This window comes from Pseudomonas sp. G3-39 (assembly GCF_054790485.1).
Window position 1 is genome coordinate 4,856,385 of record NZ_CP186497.1, and the last position, 19,929, is coordinate 4,876,313.

19 protein-coding genes and 1 other RNA gene are annotated in these 19,929 nt (G+C 61.5%); 4 read left to right on the forward strand and 16 right to left on the reverse strand.

Annotated elements, in window-relative coordinates:
• Positions 1–4: 4 nt before the first annotated feature.
• The 14 genes from ACOYXG_RS21815 to rsmI form a co-directional block, all read right to left on the reverse strand.
• Complete coding sequence (locus ACOYXG_RS21815) at positions 5–979, reverse strand: D-alanine--D-alanine ligase (protein WP_027612179.1); 975 nt, start codon at positions 977–979, stop codon at positions 5–7.
• On the reverse strand, positions 976–2,436 hold the full coding sequence (gene murC / locus ACOYXG_RS21820; protein WP_460353943.1) for a UDP-N-acetylmuramate--L-alanine ligase: 1,461 nt from the start codon (positions 2,434–2,436) through the stop codon (positions 976–978). The genes ACOYXG_RS21815 and murC overlap by 4 nt, the downstream gene beginning before the upstream one ends.
• Positions 2,429–3,499 (reverse strand): undecaprenyldiphospho-muramoylpentapeptide beta-N-acetylglucosaminyltransferase, encoded by a 1,071-nt coding sequence (murG, locus tag ACOYXG_RS21825; protein WP_414889241.1) that lies wholly within the window; start codon positions 3,497–3,499, stop codon positions 2,429–2,431. The genes murC and murG overlap by 8 nt, the downstream gene beginning before the upstream one ends.
• A complete protein-coding gene (gene ftsW, locus ACOYXG_RS21830; RefSeq protein ID WP_003228018.1) occupies positions 3,489–4,706 on the reverse strand; it encodes a putative lipid II flippase FtsW in 1,218 nt (405 codons plus the stop codon). Before ftsW ends, murG begins: the two co-directional genes overlap by 11 nt.
• A complete protein-coding gene (murD, locus tag ACOYXG_RS21835) occupies positions 4,703–6,049 on the reverse strand; it encodes a UDP-N-acetylmuramoyl-L-alanine--D-glutamate ligase (protein ID WP_460353947.1) in 1,347 nt (448 codons plus the stop codon). The genes ftsW and murD overlap by 4 nt, the downstream gene beginning before the upstream one ends.
• Before the next feature lie 5 nt (positions 6,050–6,054).
• Complete coding sequence (gene mraY / locus ACOYXG_RS21840; RefSeq protein ID WP_025109289.1) at positions 6,055–7,137, reverse strand: phospho-N-acetylmuramoyl-pentapeptide-transferase; 1,083 nt, start codon at positions 7,135–7,137, stop codon at positions 6,055–6,057.
• Complete coding sequence (locus ACOYXG_RS21845) at positions 7,137–8,504, reverse strand: UDP-N-acetylmuramoyl-tripeptide--D-alanyl-D-alanine ligase (protein WP_097086210.1); 1,368 nt, start codon at positions 8,502–8,504, stop codon at positions 7,137–7,139. Before ACOYXG_RS21845 ends, mraY begins: the two co-directional genes overlap by 1 nt.
• Positions 8,497–9,960 carry a UDP-N-acetylmuramoyl-L-alanyl-D-glutamate--2,6-diaminopimelate ligase gene (locus ACOYXG_RS21850; protein WP_210558547.1) on the reverse strand — a complete coding sequence of 488 codons (1,464 nt, stop codon included), beginning with the start codon at positions 9,958–9,960 and terminating at the stop codon, positions 8,497–8,499. Before ACOYXG_RS21850 ends, ACOYXG_RS21845 begins: the two co-directional genes overlap by 8 nt.
• The gene (locus ACOYXG_RS21855; RefSeq protein ID WP_171061849.1) at positions 9,960–11,699 is read right to left on the reverse strand and encodes a peptidoglycan D,D-transpeptidase FtsI family protein; all 1,740 of its coding nucleotides are present in this window, start codon (positions 11,697–11,699) and stop codon (positions 9,960–9,962) included. Before ACOYXG_RS21855 ends, ACOYXG_RS21850 begins: the two co-directional genes overlap by 1 nt.
• Positions 11,699–11,992 (reverse strand): cell division protein FtsL, encoded by a 294-nt coding sequence (ftsL, locus tag ACOYXG_RS21860; protein WP_007961627.1) that lies wholly within the window; start codon positions 11,990–11,992, stop codon positions 11,699–11,701. Before ftsL ends, ACOYXG_RS21855 begins: the two co-directional genes overlap by 1 nt.
• Positions 11,989–12,936: a 16S rRNA (cytosine(1402)-N(4))-methyltransferase RsmH gene (gene rsmH, locus ACOYXG_RS21865; protein WP_460353951.1), complete on the reverse strand. Its 948-nt coding sequence runs from the start codon at positions 12,934–12,936 to the stop codon at positions 11,989–11,991. Before rsmH ends, ftsL begins: the two co-directional genes overlap by 4 nt.
• Positions 12,933–13,388, reverse strand: coding sequence for a division/cell wall cluster transcriptional repressor MraZ (gene mraZ / locus ACOYXG_RS21870; protein WP_003228026.1), 456 nt, complete (start codon positions 13,386–13,388; stop codon positions 12,933–12,935). The genes rsmH and mraZ overlap by 4 nt, the downstream gene beginning before the upstream one ends.
• Before the next feature lie 401 nt (positions 13,389–13,789).
• Positions 13,790–14,143, reverse strand: an RNA gene (rnpB, locus tag ACOYXG_RS21875) — RNase P RNA component class A.
• A gap of 73 nt (positions 14,144–14,216) precedes the next feature.
• Entirely contained in the window at positions 14,217–15,122 is a 906-nt protein-coding gene (rsmI, locus tag ACOYXG_RS21880) for a 16S rRNA (cytidine(1402)-2'-O)-methyltransferase (protein WP_460353954.1), read from the reverse strand.
• Between the two features lie 177 nt (positions 15,123–15,299).
• Here rsmI and ACOYXG_RS21885 point away from each other — a divergent pair, with 177 nt between their 5' ends.
• The 4 genes from ACOYXG_RS21885 to ACOYXG_RS21900 all read left to right on the forward strand — a co-directional run bounded on the left by ACOYXG_RS21885 (position 15,300) and on the right by ACOYXG_RS21900 (position 18,746).
• Positions 15,300–17,111: a penicillin-binding protein activator gene (locus ACOYXG_RS21885; protein WP_460353957.1), complete on the forward strand. Its 1,812-nt coding sequence runs from the start codon at positions 15,300–15,302 to the stop codon at positions 17,109–17,111.
• A complete protein-coding gene (locus ACOYXG_RS21890) occupies positions 17,111–17,473 on the forward strand; it encodes a YraN family protein (protein WP_096797144.1) in 363 nt (120 codons plus the stop codon). Before ACOYXG_RS21885 ends, ACOYXG_RS21890 begins: the two co-directional genes overlap by 1 nt.
• Positions 17,474–17,577: 104 nt before the next feature.
• Positions 17,578–18,171, forward strand: a complete 594-nt coding sequence (locus ACOYXG_RS21895; RefSeq protein ID WP_007961622.1) for a phosphoheptose isomerase — start codon at positions 17,578–17,580, stop codon at positions 18,169–18,171.
• Entirely contained in the window at positions 18,168–18,746 is a 579-nt protein-coding gene (locus ACOYXG_RS21900) for a BON domain-containing protein (RefSeq protein WP_007961621.1), read from the forward strand. Before ACOYXG_RS21895 ends, ACOYXG_RS21900 begins: the two co-directional genes overlap by 4 nt.
• A 51-nt stretch (positions 18,747–18,797) precedes the next feature.
• Here ACOYXG_RS21900 and ACOYXG_RS21905 read toward each other — a convergent pair whose 3' ends face one another.
• A complete protein-coding gene (locus tag ACOYXG_RS21905; RefSeq protein ID WP_027612189.1) occupies positions 18,798–19,211 on the reverse strand; it encodes a ClpXP protease specificity-enhancing factor in 414 nt (137 codons plus the stop codon).
• 16 nt (positions 19,212–19,227) lie between these two features.
• Complete coding sequence (locus ACOYXG_RS21910; RefSeq protein ID WP_007961620.1) at positions 19,228–19,845, reverse strand: glutathione S-transferase N-terminal domain-containing protein; 618 nt, start codon at positions 19,843–19,845, stop codon at positions 19,228–19,230.
• Between the last annotated feature and the right edge of the window lie 84 nt (positions 19,846–19,929).

The window sequence follows — 19,929 nt, forward strand, 5'->3', positions numbered from 1 at the left end:
GGTCTTAACCTCGCGCCTCTGTGTTACCGGAGCCTTCAACACTGGCGGCCAGAATGGCCAGAACCAGTTGCTGGAAGTCCAGACCGGCAGCACGGGCCGCCATCGGCACCAGACTGTGATCGGTCATGCCCGGTGCGGTGTTCACTTCCAGGAACCAGAACTGTCCGTCGGCGTCCTGCATCACGTCCGCCCTGCCCCAACCGGCAATACCCAGCGCCTCACAGGCCTTGGCCGTGAGATCCATGAGTTCTTGCTCTTTGGCGGCATCCAGCCCGCACGGAATGCGGTACTGGGTATCGTTGGCGATGTACTTGGCGTCGTAGTCGTAGAACGTGTGCGGTGTACCCAGGGCGATAGGAGGCAACACCTGGTCACGCAGGGTGGCGATGGTGAACTCCGGACCTTGAATCCATTGTTCAACCAAGACTTGCGAATCGTAGGTACTGGCCGCTTTCCATGCGTCGATCAACTCGGACGCAGAACTCACTTTGGCCATCCCGATACTTGAACCTTCATGCGCCGGTTTGACGATCAAAGGGAAGCCCAGTTCCGTCGCCGCGGAAATACAATCGGCTTCGCTGCACAGCACGGCGTGACGCGGCGTCGGAATCCCGAGGCTGTGCCAGACCTGCTTGGTGCGCAGCTTGTCCATCGCCAGTGCCGAGGCGAGGATGCCGCTGCCGGTGTAAGGAATACCGGCGCATTCGAGCAGGCCCTGCATCGAGCCGTCTTCACCGCCACGACCGTGGAGAATGATGAACGCGCGGTCGATCTTTTCATTCAGCAGACGCTGCAGAAAATCCTCGCCGACGTCGATCCCGAACGCGTCCACGCCCGCGCTTTGCAGCGCGTCGAGCACAGCGTTACCGGATTTCAGCGAAACCTCACGCTCGGCACTCATGCCACCGAACAGCACGGCGACACGGCCGAAGTCTTTCGGCGCGATGGTGGAGAACAGGTTGGCGTAGGCAGCAGTCATTTCAACTTCCCCTCGACCGACGCGGCCACGGCGCCGGCGAACAATTCACTTTTCAACAGCTTCGGCGCGAGACCGCCGATATCCCCGGCACCCTGGCACAGCAGGATGTCGCCGGCACGCAGCAGCGGTTTGACCAGCGGCGCGAGGTCGACACCGCGCTCGATGTAGATCGGGTCGAGCTGACCGCGCTGACGGATGCTGTTGCACAGCTTGCGGCTGTCCGCGCCCGGGATCGGCTCTTCGCCCGCCGGATAGACTTCCATCAGCAACAGCACGTTGGCATCGGCCAGTACATTGACGAAATCGTCGTACAGGTCACGGGTGCGGCTGTAACGGTGCGGCTGATAGACCATCACCAGACGGCGCTCCGGCCAGCCACCGCGCACGGCTTTGATCACGGCCGCGACTTCAGTCGGGTGGTGACCGTAGTCGTCGACCAGCATCACGTTGCCGCCTTCCACCGGCAATTCGCCGTAGACCTGGAAGCGTCGGCCAACGCCCTGGAACCCGGACAGGCCCTGAACGATGGCTTCGTCGCTGACGCCTTCGTCGGTGGCGATGCAGATGGTCGCCAGCGAGTTGAGCACGTTGTGGTTGCCCGGCATGTTCACGGAAACATCCAGCGGCTCGCGGTCAGGACGCAGCACGGTGAAGAAGGTCTGCATGCCCTGCTGACGCACATTGATGGCACGCACGTCGGCGTCTTCGCTGAAGCCGTAGGTCACGGTCGGACGTTTGACCAGCGGCAGGATTTCACGCACCACCGGATCGTCCAGGCACATCACCGCCAAACCGTAGAACGGCAGGTTGTGCAGGAACTCAACGAAGGTTTTCTTCAGTTTGTTGAAGTCACCGTCGTAGGTCGCCATGTGGTCGGCGTCGATGTTGGTGACAACAGCCACCAGCGGTTGCAGGTGCAGGAAGCTCGCATCGCTTTCGTCGGCTTCAGCGATCAGGTAGCGGCTGGTACCGAGCTGGGCATTGGTGCCCGCGGCATTCAGACGGCCACCGATGACGAAGGTCGGGTCCAGACCACCAGCGGCGAACACCGAAGCGATCAGGCTAGTGGTGGTGGTTTTGCCGTGGGTGCCGGCGACGGCGATGCCGTGGCGATAGCGCATCAGCTCGGCGAGCATCTCGGCACGCGGTACCACCGGGATTCGACGCTCAAGGGCGGTCGCCACTTCCGGGTTGGAGGTGTTCACAGCGCTCGAGACCACCAGCACGTCGGCGGTCGCAGCGTTCTCGGCGCGGTGGCCGATATAGATGTGCGCACCAAACGATTCCAGACGCTCGGTCACCGGCGAAGCCTTCAGATCGGAACCGGACACTTCGTAGCCCAGGTTCAACAACACTTCGGCAATCCCGCACATGCCCACGCCGCCGATACCGACGAAGTGGATGCGACGGATGCGGCGCATTTCCGGTTGTGGCATGGCTTTCTGATTCTCAACCATGAGCCACCTCCAGGCAGGTATCGACCACGCTACGGGTGGCATCGGGTTTGGCCAGACGGCGGGCCGCTTGGGCCATTTCTTCGAGTCGTTGCGGTTGCATCAAGACCTCTGTCAGGCGCGCGGCAAGGTCCGCGGCACCAGTCGTTCTTTGCGGCATCACGAAGGCAGCGCCTTCACGGGCCAAATAATCGGCGTTGCGGGTCTGGTGATCGTCGATCGCGTGGGGCAAAGGCACCAGCATCGAGGGCAGACCAACGGCAGCCAGCTCACTGATGGTCAGCGCGCCAGCGCGGCACACCACCAGGTCAGCCCAGCCATAGGCCTGGGCCATGTCTTTGATAAAGGGCTGCACCTGCGCATCCACGCCGGCGGCGCGGTAGCGCTCTGCAGTCACTTCATCGTGGTTTTTGCCGGCCTGATGAAACACTTCCGGACGCAAATCGGCAGGGACTTGCGCCAGGGCTTCAGGCAGCAACTTGTTCAACGGTTCTGCGCCCAGGCTTCCGCCGAGGATCAGCAAACGCGCTTTGCGCCCGGCCAGAGCCGGTCGCGATGTTTCGAGGAACAGCTCGCTGCGCACCGGGTTTCCGGTGGTACGGCGGGAGTCCGACAGAGTAAAGGTGTCGGGGAACGCTTCACACACCCGGGCGGCGAACGGCACCAGCAACCGATTGGCGGTGCCGGCCACGGCGTTCTGCTCGTGAACGATCACCGGCACACCGGCCAGTTTCGCGGCAATCCCGCCAGGCCCGGTCACATAACCACCGAAGCCGACCACGCAGACTGGACGCAGCTTGCGAATCACCGCCCGCGCCTGCCACACCGACTTGAGCAACATGAACGGTGCCTTGAGCAGCGACAGCTTGCCCTTGCCACGCAACCCGGTGGCATTGATGCGATGCAGTTCAAGACCTGCAGCCGGCACCAGTTCGTTTTCGATCCCGCGTGGCGTGCCGAGCCAATGCACGGTGTAGCCGCGCGCCTGGAATTCGCGGGCACAGGACAGCGCCGGGAACACGTGGCCGCCGGTGCCGCCGGCCATGATCAATACGTTAGCGCCCATGGTTCGGCTCCTCGGCGAAGTCGCTCTCATGGAACTCCATCTCTTCACTGCCCAGGTGGGTCCGACTCTCCCACTCGATCCTCAGCAACAAGCCAAGGCAGGCGCAGCAGATCACCAGGGAACTGCCGCCATAACTGAGGAACGGCAGGGTCAGGCCCTTGGTCGGCAGCAGACCGACGTTCACCCCGATGTTGATCAGGAACTGACCGATCCACAGGAACGACAGACCGTAAGCCACATAAGCGGCGAAGAACTGCTTGGCTTTTTCGGCCCACAGACCGATGTACATGCCGCGAATACACACGAAGACGAACAGCGCGACGGTGCACAGCGAACCGACGGCGCCGAGCTCTTCGGCCAGCACCGAGAACACGAAGTCGGTGTGCGCTTCAGGCAGGTAGAACTGTTTCTGCACGCTGTTGCCCAGGCCAACGCCCAGCCACTCACCGCGACCGAAGGCAATCAACGCCTGCGACAACTGATAACCGGCGCCGAACTGGTCGGCCCACGGGTCGGCGAAGTTAGTCAGACGCGCCATCCGGTAGGGCTGCATCTGAATCAGCAAGACCACGGCCCCGACTGCCAGTACCACCATCAGCGAGAAGCGGAACAGCCCGACCCCGCCAAGGAACAGCATCGCCGCCGCAGCCCCCATCATTACCACGGTGGCACCGAAGTCCGGCTCCATCAGCAACAGACCCGCCATGGGCAGCAGCACGATGAACGGCTTGAAAAAGCCCATCCAGCTCTCGCGCACTTCTTTCTGCCGACGCACCAGATAACCGGCGAGGTAAATCACTACGAAGACTTTGGCGATCTCCGACGGCTGTACGTTGAAGAAGCTGAAACCGATCCAGCGCATCGAACCGTTCACTTCACGGCCGATCCCGGGGACGATCACCATCACCAGCAGACCGAATGCACCGATCAGCATCATCCAGCCCAGACGCTGCCAAGTGGCGATCGGAATCATCATGGTGATGATGCAGGCACCCAGGCCCAGCGCCACATAGATCAGGTGGCGAATCATGTAGTACAGCGCGCTGCCCGACTGCGCCGCCGCCACTTCGGTGGAGGCCGAGGCGATCATGATCAGGCCAAGGCCCAGGAGCGCCAGGCAACCGGCGAGCATCGGGAAGTCGAGGTCGATGCCACGGCCGGTGATGATCGGCGACGGGTACGGCTTGATGATATTGCGCAGGCTCATGCCAGATCCTCCACGGCGCGGACGAACTGGTGACCACGGTCTTCGTAATTCTTGAACATGTCGAAACTGGCGCAGGCCGGCGACAGCAGCACTACGTCACCCGGCTGGGCGACTGCGCGGCACTGTGCAACGGCGTCGACCAGCGAGGTCGCGCGAATCAGTGGCACGGCGTCACCGATAGCCTCACCGATCTTGTCGGAGTCGCGGCCCATCAGGATCACGGCGCGGCAGTTGGCCGCAACCGGACCACGCAAATCGTTGAACTCGGCGCCTTTGCCGTCGCCACCGGCGATCAGCACGACCTTGCCGTCGATATCCGCACCCAGGCCTTCGATGGCAGCCAGTGCAGCACCGACGTTGGTGGCCTTGGAATCGTTGTAGTAACCGACGCCATCGAGATCACGCAGCCACTGGCAGCGGTGTTCGAGGCCGGTGAAGTTACGCAGGGCATCAAGCATGGCGTCGAACGGCAAGCCGACCGCATGGCCGAGCGCCAGCGCCGCGAGGGCGTTCGCCTGGTTATGCGCGCCGCGCACTTTCAGTTCGCGCACCGGCATCAGGTTCTGGAATTCGAAGGCCAGGTATTTCTCGCCGTCTTCTTCGCGCAGGCCGAAGGCCTTGAAATCCGGTTTGTTCAGGCCGAAGGTCCAGCAAGGCTGGCCTTCGCCGATCAGCGGACGACTGAGTGCATCCTGACGATTGACCACGAACTGCTTCGCGCCACGGAAGATCCGGTGCTTGGCCAGGTGGTACGCCGGCAGGCCGCTGTAGCGGTCCATATGGTCTTCGCTAATGTTCAGCACGGTGGCCACTTCAGCGTTGAGCTGGTCGGTGGTTTCCAGCTGGAAGCTCGACAGCTCCATCACGTACAGCTCGACGTCATCGCTGAGCAGTTCCAGTGCTGGCGTACCGAGGTTGCCGCCCACCGCGACGCGTTTGCCGGCCGCAGCCGCCATCTCGCCGACCAAAGTGGTGACGGTGCTTTTCGCGTTGGAACCGGTGATGGCCACGATCGGCGCCCGCGCGTTACGCGCGAACAGCTCGATGTCGCCGGCCATTTTCACGCCACGGGCGGCAGCGGCTTGCAGGGCCGGGGTCGCCAGCGCCAGGCCAGGGCTCACGTAGAGCTCGTCGGCACGGCACAGGAATTCGACGTCCAGCTCGCCACAACGCACTTCCACGTGCGGATAGTCACGCTTGAGCGTGGCCAGTTCCGGTGGATTGTCCCGCGTATCGGCGACGGCAAACGACACGCCCCGGTTCGCCAGGAAGCGAACCAGGGACATGCCGCTCTTGCCGAGGCCGACAACGATGCGGAAGTGGTCAGAAGCGATCAGAGACACTCGTTCTACCTCAGCTTCAGGGTGGCAAGGCCGATCAGCACGAGAATCACGGTGATGATCCAGAAACGGACGATCACGCGTGGCTCGGGCCAGCCCTTGAGTTCAAAGTGGTGGTGAATCGGTGCCATGCGGAACACACGGCGACCGGTCAGCTTGAAAGAGGCAACCTGGATAACCACCGACAGGGTTTCCATCACGAACACGCCGCCCATGATGAACAGGACGATTTCCTGACGGACGATCACTGCGATGGTGCCCAGTGCCGCGCCCAGTGCCAGAGCACCGACGTCGCCCATGAACACTTGCGCCGGATAGGTGTTGAACCAGAGGAATCCGAGGCCGGCACCGATCAGTGCGCCGCAGAACACGATCAGTTCGCCCGCGCCCGGCACGTAAGGGATCAGCAGGTATTCGGCGAATTTCACGTTACCCGACAGGTAGCAGAAAATCCCCAGACCGCCGCCGACCATCACGGTTGGCATGATCGCCAGACCGTCGAGACCGTCGGTCAGGTTGACCGCGTTGCTCGAACCGACGATCACGAAGTAGGTCAGCACGATGAACCCTGCGCCCAGCGGAATGCTGTAGTCCTTGAGCATCGGCAGGATCAGCGTGGTTTCCACCGGCGTGGTGGCGGTCATATAAAGGAAGATCGCCGCGCCCAGACCGAACACCGACTGCCAGAAATACTTCCAGCGGCTTGGCAAGCCACGGGAGTTCTTCTCGATCACTTTGCGGTAGTCGTCGACCCAGCCGATGGCACCGAACAGCAGCGTCACCAGCAGCACGACCCAGACGTAGCGGTTGCTCAGGTCAGCCCACAGCAGGGTGCTGACACCGATGGAAGACAGAATCAGTGCGCCACCCATGGTCGGCGTACCCGACTTGGACAGGTGCGATTGCGGGCCGTCATTGCGAACGGACTGGCCGATCTGACGGTTCTGCAGGGTGCGGATCATCCACGGGCCATAGCACAGCGACAAAACCAGCGCGGTCAGCACACCGAGGATCCCGCGCAGGGTCAGGTACTGGAAGACCGCGAAGCCTTTGTAGAACTGTTGCAGATACTCCGCTAGCAGCAGCAGCATTAATGTTTCTCCAGACTGGACCCGCACAGAGCCGCAACGATGTTTTCCATCGCTGCACTGCGCGAACCCTTGATCAAAATGGTGGTGTTTGTGTCCTGCTCGGCGTCGAGGGCCTGGATCAGTTCGGCTTGCGTGCCGAAGTGATGCGCCTCTTTACCGAATGCGTTCACGGCGTGGACCATGTTCGGCCCGACCGCGTAAAGCGCGGAAACCTTGCCCCGGGCGTATTCGCCCACGTCGCGGTGCCCCTGCTCCGCCCAGTCGCCCAACTCGCCGATATCTCCGAGCACCAGGACGGTGCGGCCGGAAAAGCCGGCGAGTATATCAACGGCCGCGCACATGGAGGTGGGGTTTGCGTTGTAAGTGTCATCGATCACGCGCATGCCGTTCTTCGCCAGTTGCGCGACGGTGCGACCCTTGACCGGTTGTACTGCGCCAAGCCCGGTGGCAATGCCGAACAGCGACACGCCCAAGGCGTGAGCGGCAGCGGCGGCAGCCATGGCGTTGGCGACGTTATGGGTGCCGAGCAGGTTCAGTTGAACGTGCTCCACACCTTCAGGTGTATGCAGGTTGAAGGCCGGGCAACCCCGGGCATCGGTGCTCAGGTCGCTGGCGTGGAAATCTGCCTGAGGATTGCTCAGGGAGAAGGTCAGCACTTTGCGTGCACCGGCGCGGAGCTTCCAGATACCAAAGGCCTTGTCATCGAGGTTGAGCACAGCGACGCCATCCGCCGCCAGCCCGTCGATGATCTCGCCTTTGGCTTCGACGATTTTTTCCGGCCCGCCGAACTCGCCAACGTGGGCGGTGCCAGCGTTGTTGAGGATCGCCACGTGTGGCTTGGTCAGCCCGACGGTGTAGGCGATTTCACCCAGACGCGAAGCGCCCAGTTCGATTACGGCGGCGGTGTGTTCCGGGGCCAGTTCGAGCAGGGTCAGCGGTGCGCCCAGATCATTGTTCAGATTGCCGCGCGTCGCCAGCACCGGACCGCGGGTACGCAAGATGCTCGCGAGCATTTCCTTGACCGTGGTCTTGCCGCTGGAGCCAGTGATGGCCGCGACTGGCTGGGTGAATGCGGCACGGTTCAACGCACCCAACTGGCCGAGGGCCTGGCGGGTGTCCTTGACCAGCAGTTGCGGCAAGGTGCTGTCGACGACTTCGCGCTCGACCAGTGCCGCCACCGCGCCCTTGCCGGCGACGTCGTTCAGATAGTCGTGACCATCGAAGCGCGGACCGGTCAGGGCAATAAACAGTTGGCCAGCGGTGATCGCACGGCTGTCGATGCTGACGCCATCGAAACTGGCATCGCTGCTGATCAGACGGGCGTCGAGCACGTTGGTCAGTTCGCTCAATGTCAGGGCCTTAAGCATGGGCCACCTCCCACGCGGTGAGGGCATGATCGGCCTCGACCAGATCGGAGAAAGCGTGCCGCTCGCCGTTGATTTCCTGATAGTCCTCGTGACCTTTGCCGGCCAGCACGATCACGTCATCCGCCGAAGCACCAGCAATCAGTTGAGCAATCGCCTGACCGCGGCCAGCGACGAAGGTGACGTTATCCACAGCGCTGAAACCGGCGCGGATGTCGTCAAAAATCTGCGCCGGGTCTTCCGTGCGCGGGTTGTCATCGGTGACCAGCACGCGGTCAGCCAGACGCTCGACTACTTCGGCCATCAGCGGACGCTTGCCGCGATCACGATCACCGCCACAGCCGAACAGGCACAGCAACTGGCCTTTGACGTGTGGGCGCAATGCGCTCAGAACTTTTTCCAGCGCATCTGGGGTGTGGGCGTAATCGACCACCACCAGCGGCTGAGTGCCGCCACCCAGACGCTGCATGCGTCCGGCCGGGCCTTCGAGTTTCGGCAGCACCTTGAGAATTTCGTCGAGAGCATAATCCAGACCGAGCAAGGCGCCGACCGCCGCCAGTACGTTGCTCAGGTTGAATCGACCGAGCAGCGTGCTGCGCAGATGATGTTCACCCTGCGGCGTGACCAGCGTGGCGCGTACGCCGTGGTCATCGAATTGCGCTTCACGGCAGAACAGGTAGGCGCTGCTGTCGAGCAGGCTGTAGGTGATCAGGCGCGAATCGCGTTTTTCGGCGGCCAGTTGCCGACCGAAATCGTCGTCGAGGTTGACCACGCGGCACTTCAGGTCATTCCAGGCGAACAGCTTGGCCTTGGCCTCGGCATACGCCTCCATGGTGCCGTGGTAATCCAGGTGATCGCGGGACAGGTTGGTCATTACCGCGACGTCGAACGCCAATGCGGTAACGCGGCCCTGGTCCAGACCGTGTGACGAGACTTCCATGGCCACGGCTTTGGCCCCGGCCTTTTTCAGGTCGCCCAAGGTTGCTTGCACGGCGATCGGATTCGGCGTGGTGTGCAGGCCGCTTTCCAGCGCGCCATAGAAGCCGGAGCCCAGCGTACCGACGATGCCGCAGTGCTGACCGAGCAGATCCAGTGCCTGCGCGACCAGTTGGGTCACGCTGGTCTTGCCGTTGGTGCCGGTGACGCCGATCAGGTTCAGGTGATGGCTCGGTTCGCCATAAAAGCGCCCGGCGATGTCGGACAGCTGCGCCGCCAAGCCTTTGACCGGAATCAACGGCACTTCGGTGATCGGCAGCACGGTGGCGCCTTCCACTTCATAGGCAACCGCCGCCGCGCCGCGCTGCAAGGCATCGGCGATGTGCGCACGGCCATCGAACTTGCCGCCCGGCACGGCGAGGAACAGGTCACCCGCGCGTACGTTGCGGCTGTCCAGCGCCAACTCACGGATCAGCAGATCGTGGCCGGCGTGGGGGAATATCTTGTTCAGACTCAGAGACATCAGCCGCGCCCTCCATTGGCTTTCAGCGGAACGACCGGGGTAGCGTTGGCCTGTTGAGTGGTCGGCAGGTTGTCCGGGGTCACGTTCATCAGACGCAGGGTGCCGGACATCACACGACTGAACACCGGCGCCGACACCAGACCACCGAAGTAACCGGCCTTGGACGGTTCATCGATCACCACCACGATGGCGTAACGCGGATCGCTCATCGGGCCGAAACCGGCGAACAGCGAACGGTACGAGTTTTCGGCGTAGCCCTTGGTGCCCACCGACGTTTTACGTGCAGTACCCGACTTGCCGGCCACGTGATACGCCGGCACCTGCGCACGGAACACGCCGCGCGGTGCTTCGATCACTTGTTGCAGCATGCCTTGCATGGTTTTCGCGACCGCTTCCGGCAGTACCTGGGTGGTCTGCGGCGGCTTGTCGGTTTTGATCAGGGTCAGCGGTGCCAGACGACCGTTGTTGGCCAGCGCCGAGAACGCGTGAACCAGCTGGATCGCCGTCACGGAAATACCGTAGCCGTAAGACAGCGTCGCAGTTTCGGCCTTGCGCCATTCACGGTAATTCGGCAGGTTGCCGACGCGCTCGCCCGGGAAGCCGAGGCCGGTGTCCTGGCCGAGGCCGACTTTCTGTGCGAGGCGGAAAATGGTTTCGCCACCAATATCGAACGCAACCTTACTCATGCCGACGTTACTGGAATTGATCAGGATGCCGGTCAGGTCGAGTACCGGACCTTCGGTCTTCGACACGTCCTTGATGGTGTATTTGCCGATCTGCAGGGAGCCCGGGTACACCTCGACGGTGTCGCTCGGTTTCCAGCGGCCGGTTTCGATCGCGGCACTCATCGAGATCGCTTTCATGGTCGAACCCGGTTCGAACACGTCGATCATCGCGCGGTTACGCATCATCGCCGGCTGCAGATTGCGACGGTTGTTCGGGTTGTAGGTCGGCTGGTTGACCATGGCGAGAATCTCGCCGGTCTTCACGTCCATGATCACCAGGCTGCCGGCCTTGGCGCCGTTCTCGATGATCGCATTGCGCAGCTCGCGGTTGGCCAGGTATTGCAGACGCAGGTCAATCGACAACGCCAAGGGCTTGCCGGCCTTGGCGTTTTTGGTGACCTGGACATCCTTGATCAGCCGACCGCGCCGATCCTTGATGACCTGCCGCTTGCCCGGGACACCGGCCAGCCACTCGTCGTAGGCCAGCTCGACGCCTTCACGCCCGTGATCGTCAATGTCGGTAAAGCCGACCATATGTGCGGTAACTTCACCGGCCGGATAGAAGCGGCGGAATTCTTCGATGCCGTAAACGCCCGGCACTTTCAGATCGAGCACAGCCTGGCCCTGCTCGGGGGTCAGCCCGCGCACCAGATAAATGAATTCTTTGTTGGCCTGGGCTTCGAGACGTTCGGCCAGGGCTTTCGGATCCTGCCCCAGCGCAGCGGCCAGCGCCGGCCACTTCTCTTTGGCGGTCTGCATTTCCTTGGCGTTGGCCCACAGGGTCGTCACCGGGGTGCTCACGGCCAACGGCTCGCCGTTACGGTCGGTGATCAGACCACGGTGAGCAGGAATCGGAATATGACGCAGACTGCGCGCGTCGCCCTGACCTTTGAGGAAGTCACGGTCAACCACTTGCAGGTCGATGATGCGCCAGCAGATCGCCGCAACCATCACGCCGAGCAGTGCCACCATCAGGCGGAAGCGCCACGGGAAGAGTGCCCCTTCGAGTTTCATCATGGCGCCACCATCTTCACGTCAGCCGCGCCAGGGATGTGCATCTTCAGTTGTTCGGTGGCCAGCACTTCGATGCGGCTGTGCGCAGTCCAGGTGCTTTGCTCGAGAATCAGGCGCCCCCACTCGGCCTGCGCCTTGTCGCGCACGCTGAGTTCGTTATAAAGATTGTTGAGCAACTGCCGGTTCCAGTGCGCGCTGTAAGACACGCCGATGGCCGACACGAGCACGCCGATAAACAGCAGCAGCATGATAAAGCTGCCGCCCGGCAGGGGCTTGGCGAAAAGCTTGCTCACCGCAACTTCTCCGCGACACGCATGACAGCGCTACGGGAACGTGGGTTGGCTTTGAGTTCGGCGTCGGAGGCCGTCTGCGCTTTGCCGTGGATTTTGATTTTCGGTTCGAACGCCACGTGGCGCACGGGCAGGTTGCGTGGCAGGTTGTCAGCTTCGCCTTTCACCAGCTTGCGCATGAACAGTTTGACGATGCGGTCTTCCAGCGAGTGGAAGCTGATGACCACCAGACGGCCACCGATCTCCAGAGCATCCAGTGCGGCTTCGAGGCCGGCTTCCAGATCGCCCAGTTCGTTGTTGACGTGAATGCGCAAACCCTGAAATGCACGGGTCGCCGGGTTCTTGCCCTTCTCCCACGCCGGGTTGGCGACTTTCAAGACTTCAGCCAGATCAGCGGTGCGCTCGAACGGCTTGATGTCGCGGCGCTCGGCCACGGCACGGGCCATGCGCCCGGAGAAACGTTCTTCGCCGTATTCCTTGAACACCCGGGCGATTTCTTCCACCGGCGCGGTGTTGACGAACTCGGCGGCGCTGATGCCACGGGACGGATCCATGCGCATGTCCAGCGGGCCGTCGTTAAGGAAACTGAAGCCGCGTTCGGCGTCGTCGAGCTGCGGCGAAGACACGCCGAGATCGAGCAGGATACCGCTGACATTGCCGCTCAGACCTCGCTCGGCAACCACCGAACCCAGCTCGGCAAAGCTGCGCTGCACAACGACAAAGCGGCCGTCTTCGGCCGCTAGCGTTTGCCCGGTGGCAATCGCTTGTGGATCTTTGTCGAACCCGATGAGCCGACCGTCCGTCCCGAGCTGGCTGAGGATCAGCCGACTGTGCCCGCCGCGCCCGAACGTACCGTCCAGATAGCAGCCATCAGGACGTACGGCGAGAGCCTCGACGGCTTCGTCAAGCAGTACGGTGATGTGGTTAAAGCCGCTATCAATAGTCACAGGATCAAATCACGCAGTTCATCAGGCATGGCGCCCGGTTGTTGAATAGCAGCAAGGTCAGCGGCAGACACCGCGTTCCATGCATCCTCGTCCCACAATTGGAACTTGTTCAGTTGGCCCACCAGCATCGCTTTCTTATCAAGCTTGGCGTATTCGCGCAGACGCGGTGGAACCAGAAAACGACCACTGCCGTCGAGTTCGAGGTCGACGGCATTACCAATCAATAAACGCTGCAGGCGACGGTTCTCTTCGCGAAGCGAAGGGAGCGCGCGCAACTTGGTTTCAATGATTTCCCACTCGTCGAGCGGGTAGACACACAGGCACGGATCAACGGCATCAATGGTCACGATCAATTGGCCGGAACTACGCGAAACGAGCTCGTCACGGTACCGGCTCGGCATGGCGAGACGGCCCTTTGCATCGAGACTGATAGCGTTAGCTCCGCGAAACACGTCAGCGTTTCTCCAATTTTTATCGTTTTGAGCTCAAAAAACCCACTTCATGCCACTTTCCGCCACTTGCGCACACTATAGGAATGCGCCCACCACACCGTCAAGGCGCGGATCAAAGGAAAACCCTTACAGAACGGAGATTTAGGAGCTTAAAAGGAGGGGTAACGACAATTTGGCGGATACTTTTGACCAATAACTTGATGCAGCACTGAAAGCTGCGCTCGGAAGTTAAAGTAATTTGTTAAGAGTAAGATTTTTTCGGTATTACAAAAGCGCTTCTGCTGTTGATTGAAGCAAGGTGGGAAATGGCTATTACCGCATTTGCCGCTGCCGGACTTTAGCGCAGGCCTGCCGATAATAACCAGCCCTGACGCCATTGATTCAAGCAGGGAAAGAAAAAGGTGGAGAGTCGATCTGTAAGCCGGGTTCTGTCTTGAACAGTCATTCGTCTACGATGGCCATCACTGGACATCTTTAGCAACCTACCCGGTCCCAGCGCGGGCCACGCCTTGGGACCCTATTTGGTCTTGCTCCAAGTGGGGTTTACCTAGCCACGAACTGTTGCCAGACGTGCGGTGCGCTCTTACCGCACCTTTTCACCCTTACCGGCGCCGAAGCGCTTAGGCGGTTATTTTCTGTGGCACTTTCCGTAGGCTCACGCCTCCCAGGCATTACCTGGCACTTCGCCCTATGGAGCCCGGACTTTCCTCCCCCCCCTAATTTTCATAGAGGGCAGCGACTGTCCGATCGACTCTCCGCCGCGCAGGTTAACGGCAGAGCGCCCGAAGAACAAGCGCTAATAGCCGTGAAACCTGTCTGCGCGACGGGTTACTCGCCCTTCTGCTGATCGAGTGCGACCTGGTACAGGACGTTTTTGCGCTCACCGGTAATTTGCGCAGCCAGGGCGGCAGCGCGCTTGAGCGGCATCTCTTCGAGCAGCAGATTGAGCACGCGCATCGCCTCGCTGCTGACCGCATCTTCAGACTCCGGTGCAGACCAGCCAGCCACCAGCACCACGCACTCGCCACGCTGCTGATTGCTGTCGGACTCGACAAATCCACGCAGCTCAGCCAGCGGCAAGCCCTTGAGCGTCTCGAAGGTCTTGGTGATTTCCCGGGCCAGCAACGCCTGACGCTCGCCACCAAACACCGCTTCCATGTCTTGCAGGCATTCGAGAATGCGATGCGGGGCCTCGTAGAAAATCAGCGTGCGCGGCTCTTCTTTGACTGCTTCCAGGCGCGCCTTGCGCCCTGCCGACTTGGCCGGCAGGAAGCCTTCGAAGATGAACCGGTCGGAGGGCAGGCCCGCCGCCGACAGCGCCGCGATCAAAGCACAGGCGCCCGGCACCGGCACCACATTGATCCCCGCCGCCCGCGCCTGACGCACCAGGTGGTAACCCGGATCGGAAATCAGTGGCGTCCCGGCATCGGAAATCAGCGCGACGTTATCGCCCGCCAGCAAACGGGTAATAAAGCGGCTACCTTCATCACGCTCATTGTGTTCATGGCAGGCGGCCAACGGCGTGGCAATGCCGAAGTGCTGCATCAGCCGCGCCGAGTGCCGCGTGTCTTCAGCGGCGATCAGCGCCACTTCGCGGAGGATTTTCAGGGCCCGGGCGCTGATGTCGTCCAGGTTGCCGATGGGCGTCGCCACCACATAAAGCGAGCCAGCAGCGGAATTCAAAGGACCTGGAGCAGTCAAAGCGCACACCTCGTGTTCGGTAAAAGCCGGCATTGTAACGCGTCATGAGGCTTGCGAACCGTATGAGCCGAGCACGGTTTTGCACGCAGTTGTGCGCCGCTGCAACATTTACTCCAGCTAAATTGATTGATTCACGCCAGTAACATCGCGCCCCGGCCAGTGCTTGGGTACAATTCCACGCTAATTTGATCGAGTATCAGGAACACTTACATGATCGCTTGCCTGCGGCTGTTCACTGCCCTCTGCCTCGCTGCCTTGCTGGCGGCCTGCGCCAGCTCCCCTTCCTCCAGCCTTGGCGAACTTCCACGGACTCCGGATGCCAGCATCGAGCAACTGCTCGAACAGGCGACCCAGGCCAAGACGCCGGAAAAAGCCGCGCTGTTGCGCTTGAGCGCGGCAGACCTGGCATATCGCCAGGGCAACGCCGGCCAGTCCGCGCAGATCCTGCAACAAGTGCCGATGGAGCAGTTGAAGCCAGGCCAGCAGATCTTCGCCAGCACCCTGTCCGCTGAGCTGGCGATGACTCGCAATCAGCCGAAAGCCGCGCTGACGGCCCTGAGCCATCCGAGCCTGCAGCATCTGAGCGAAATGCCGGAAGATCAGCAAGTGCGCACCGGCACCGTGCATGCCCGCGCACTGGAAGCCGACGGCCAGACCCTGGCTGCCGCTCGCGAGCGGATCTTCATCGCACCGATGCTCAAAGGCGAAGTCGCGAGCAAGAATCATGAGGCGATCTGGACCCTGATCGCTTCGCTGCCGACCGATCAGTTGCAACCCAACACCGCCGACGATCTCGGCGGCTGGATGGGTCTGGCCCTGGCCGTGAAAACCGCCGGCACTCTGGAACAGCAGCAAGCGGCGATCGATGCCTGGCGCGCGCAGAATCCAAAACACCCGGCTGCGATCAACCTGCCGCTGCCCCTGACCAAACTCAAGGAACTGGCCAGCCAGCCCCTGAGCAAGATCGCCCTGCTGCTGCCGCAAGACGGCCCACTGGCCTCGGTCGGCAAGGCCCTGCGTGAAGGTTTCATGGCGGCGCACTATCAAGCGCAACAGGCCGGCCAGAAGCCGCCCGCCATCGAGTTCTACGACAGCTCCAAGCTGACTTCGATGGACGAGTTCTACCGCAAGGCTCAGGCTGATGGCGTGCAGCTGGTGGTCGGCCCGCTGGAAAAACCGCTGGTCAAACAACTGAGCACCCGTCCGCAACTGCCGATCACCACCCTCGCATTGAACTACAGCGAAGGTGATCAAGGTCCGGCGCAACTGTTCCAGTTCGGCCTGGCGGCTGAAGACGAAGCCCGCGAAGTTTCGCGTCGTGCCCGCGCCGACGGCCTGCATCGCGCGGCGATCATGGTGCCGAAAGGCGAATGGGGCGACCGCGTACTGCGCGCGTTCAGCCAGGACTGGCAGGCCAATGGCGGCAGCATCGTCGCCACCGAACGTGTCGATCAGCCGGTGCAACTGGCCCAGCAGATCGCCGACATGTTCCAGCTGCGTCAGAGCGAAGCCCGCGCCAAGAGCCTGCAGAACGCCGCTGGCACCAACGTAGCCGCGCAGCCGTCGCGTCGCCAGGACATCGAGTTCATCTTCCTCGCAGCCACCCCGCAACAGGCGCAGCAGATCAAGCCGACCCTGAACTTCCAGTACGCCGGTGACGTCCCGGTGTACGCAACGTCCCACGTCTACAGCGCCAGCGGCGATGTGAACCAGTACAACGACATGAACGGTGTGCGCTTCTGCGAAACCCCGTGGTTGCTGGAAGCCAACGACCCGCTGCGCCAGCAAGTCACCGCGCAATGGCCACAAGCGGCCGGCAGCCTCGGCCGCCTGTACGCCATGGGCGTCGATGCCTACCGTCTGGCACCGCGCCTGGGTCAGTTGAAGGCGCTGCCGGACAGCCGCATCGAAGGTCAGTCGGGCAGCCTGGGCATGACCCAGACCCAACGCGTGGTGCGTCAGTTGCCATGGGCGCAGTTCGTCAACGGTCAGGTTCAACGCCTGCCGGACACCCCGCGCTGATGCCCGACGGCTCGCACCTGCAAAGCGGCAAGGATGCCGAGCGCCAGGCGCTCGAGCATCTGCAACACCACGGTCTGCGCCTGCTGGCGCAGAACTGGTCATGCAAACGGGGCGAGCTTGATCTGGTCATGCTTGATGGCGATACAGTAGTATTCGTCGAAGTCCGCTACAGAAAAAACACTCAATGGGGTGGCGCGCTCGCTAGCATCGATGAGCGCAAACGGCAGAAACTGATTTTCGCCGCACAGTATTTTCTTCAGCGTGAGTCACGCTGGGCCGATTCCCCTTGCCGCTTCGACGTGGTCGCCATCGACAGGCACCCGGATCAGATGAACTGGTTGCAGAATGCGTTCGATGGTTGATTCCCTGCACACCACCCCGGACACTTTCACCGACAATTTTTGCTCTTTGCTTTGCGGGCTGCACATTCACGTGCCGAACAGCCGCGCTACTTAAGGTCACACAGATGGACATGCAATCCCGAATTCGCCAGCTTTTCCAGGCCAGTATCGACACCAAGCAACAGGCGATGGACGTACTTGCACCGCACATCGAGCAAGCCAGCCAGATCATGGTCAACGCCCTGCTCAACGAAGGCAAAATGCTTTCGTGCGGCAACGGCGGCTCTGCCGGCGACGCCCAACACTTCTCCTCGGAGCTGCTCAACCGCTTCGAGCGCGAACGCCCGAGCCTGCCGGCCATCGCCCTGACCACCGACAGCTCGACGATCACCTCGATCGCCAACGACTACAGCTACAACGAAGTGTTCTCCAAGCAGATCCGCGCACTGGGTCAACCAGGCGACGTATTACTGGCGATTTCGACCAGCGGTAACTCGGCAAACATTATTCAGGCGATCCAGGCCGCACATGATCGCGAAATGATTGTCGTAGCATTGACTGGCCGCGATGGCGGCGGCATGGCTTCGCTGCTGCTGCCTGAAGATGTCGAGATTCGCGTACCGGCCCATGTCACTGCACGTATTCAGGAAGTCCATCTGCTGGCGATCCATTGCCTCTGCGATCTGATCGACAGCCAACTGTTCGGGAGTGAAGAATGACCCCTAATCGCCTTGGCCTTCTGGCCTTGACCCTGTGCCTCGGCATCAGCGGCTGCACCTCGGTGGTGAATGCCAGCCGCGAGGCGCCGATTGAAGACGACCGCGGCACCCGAACCTTCGGCAGCAAAATCGACGACTCGCTGATCGAGACCAAAGTCGGCGTCAACGTGGCCAAGGCCGACCCAGGCCTGGACAAAGACTCGCATATCGTCGTCACCAGCTTCAACGGCGTGGTGCTGCTCGCCGGCCAGACGCCGCGCGAAGACCTCAAGGCCAAGGCTGAACAGGCCGCCGCCAACGTCCAGCGCGTGAAGAAGGTGCACAACGAGCTGCAAGTGATTGCGCCGTCCAGCTTCCTCGCCCGCCAGAACGACGCCTGGCTGACCACCAAGATCAAGACCCAGATGCTGACCGATGCCAGCATTCCCGGCTCGCGCATCAAGGTCGTGACCGAGAACGGTATCGTCTATCTGCTGGGCCTGCTGACCAAGCAGGAAGCCCAACAGGCGACCAACCTGGTGCAGAGCGTTTCCGGTGTGCAGAAAATCGTGAAGCTGTTCGAATACATCGACTGATACGCGACGAGCAGATACAAAAAAGGCGATCCATCCGGATCGCCTTTTTTATTACTTCACCACTTTCAAGCTTGGCCGGCCGCTTGGTCGCGGCGGCTCGCTGCCCGGTGGCGGCAAGTCGTCATCGGGCTCGATATCGTCTTCGTCATCCATCGGCGACTCGAGATCGAACACCATGCCCTGCCCGTTCTCCCGGGCGTAGATGCCCAGAATCGCGCTGATTGGCACATACAGGCTGTGCGGAACGCCACCGAAGCGACCCTCGAAGGTCACCACGTCGTTGTCCATGTGCAAGTGACGCACGGCGCTGGGCGAAATGTTCAGGACAATTTGCCCGTCACTGGCGAAGCCCTGCGGCACCTGCACTGCCGGGTATTCGGAATTGACCAGCATGTGCGGGGTGCAATCGTTATCCACAATCCACTCGTAGAGCGCGCGGACCAGATAAGGTCGACTGGAGTTCATAGCGGCTCCTTAAGCCTTAGCGCATATCGCGTTCGACGCCAGACAGACTCGCCTGGAAAGCCTCACGCGCAAACTGGCGCTCCATATAATCAAGCAGCGGCTTGGCCGGCCGCGGCAGTTCAATACCCAGAATCGGCAAACGCCAGAGTATTGGCAATAGGCAGCAATCCACCAGACTTTGTTCCTCACTGAGGAAAAACGGCTTGTCGGCAAACAGCGGCGACACGCCCGTCAGGCTTTCACGCAATTCCTTACGCGCCACGACACGCGCGGCCTCCTTGGACTTGGGATCAAGAATCAGATCCACCAGACCACACCAGTCGCGCTGAATACGGTGAATCAGCAGACGACTGTTGGCACGCGCCACCGGATAAACCGGCATCAGTGGCGGATGCGGGTAACGCTCATCCAGATATTCCATCACCACGGTCGACTCCCACAACGCCAGGTCGCGATCGACCAGCGTCGGGAGACTGCCGTAAGGGTTCACCTCAATCAGTTTAGGCGGCTGGCGACCAGCTTCCACGTAAATGATTTCGGCGCTGACACCCTTCTCTGCAAGCACGATGCGCACTCGGTGGGAATAGTGGTCGGCGGGGTCGGAGTAACAGGCCAACCGATTGGTCACGCCCATGGCGATCCTCCTCGCTTGTTGAAATTATCGGAACCGGAAAAACGCGCGCGCCCAGAGGGCGCCTCCCGCAATGCCTGGCGAACC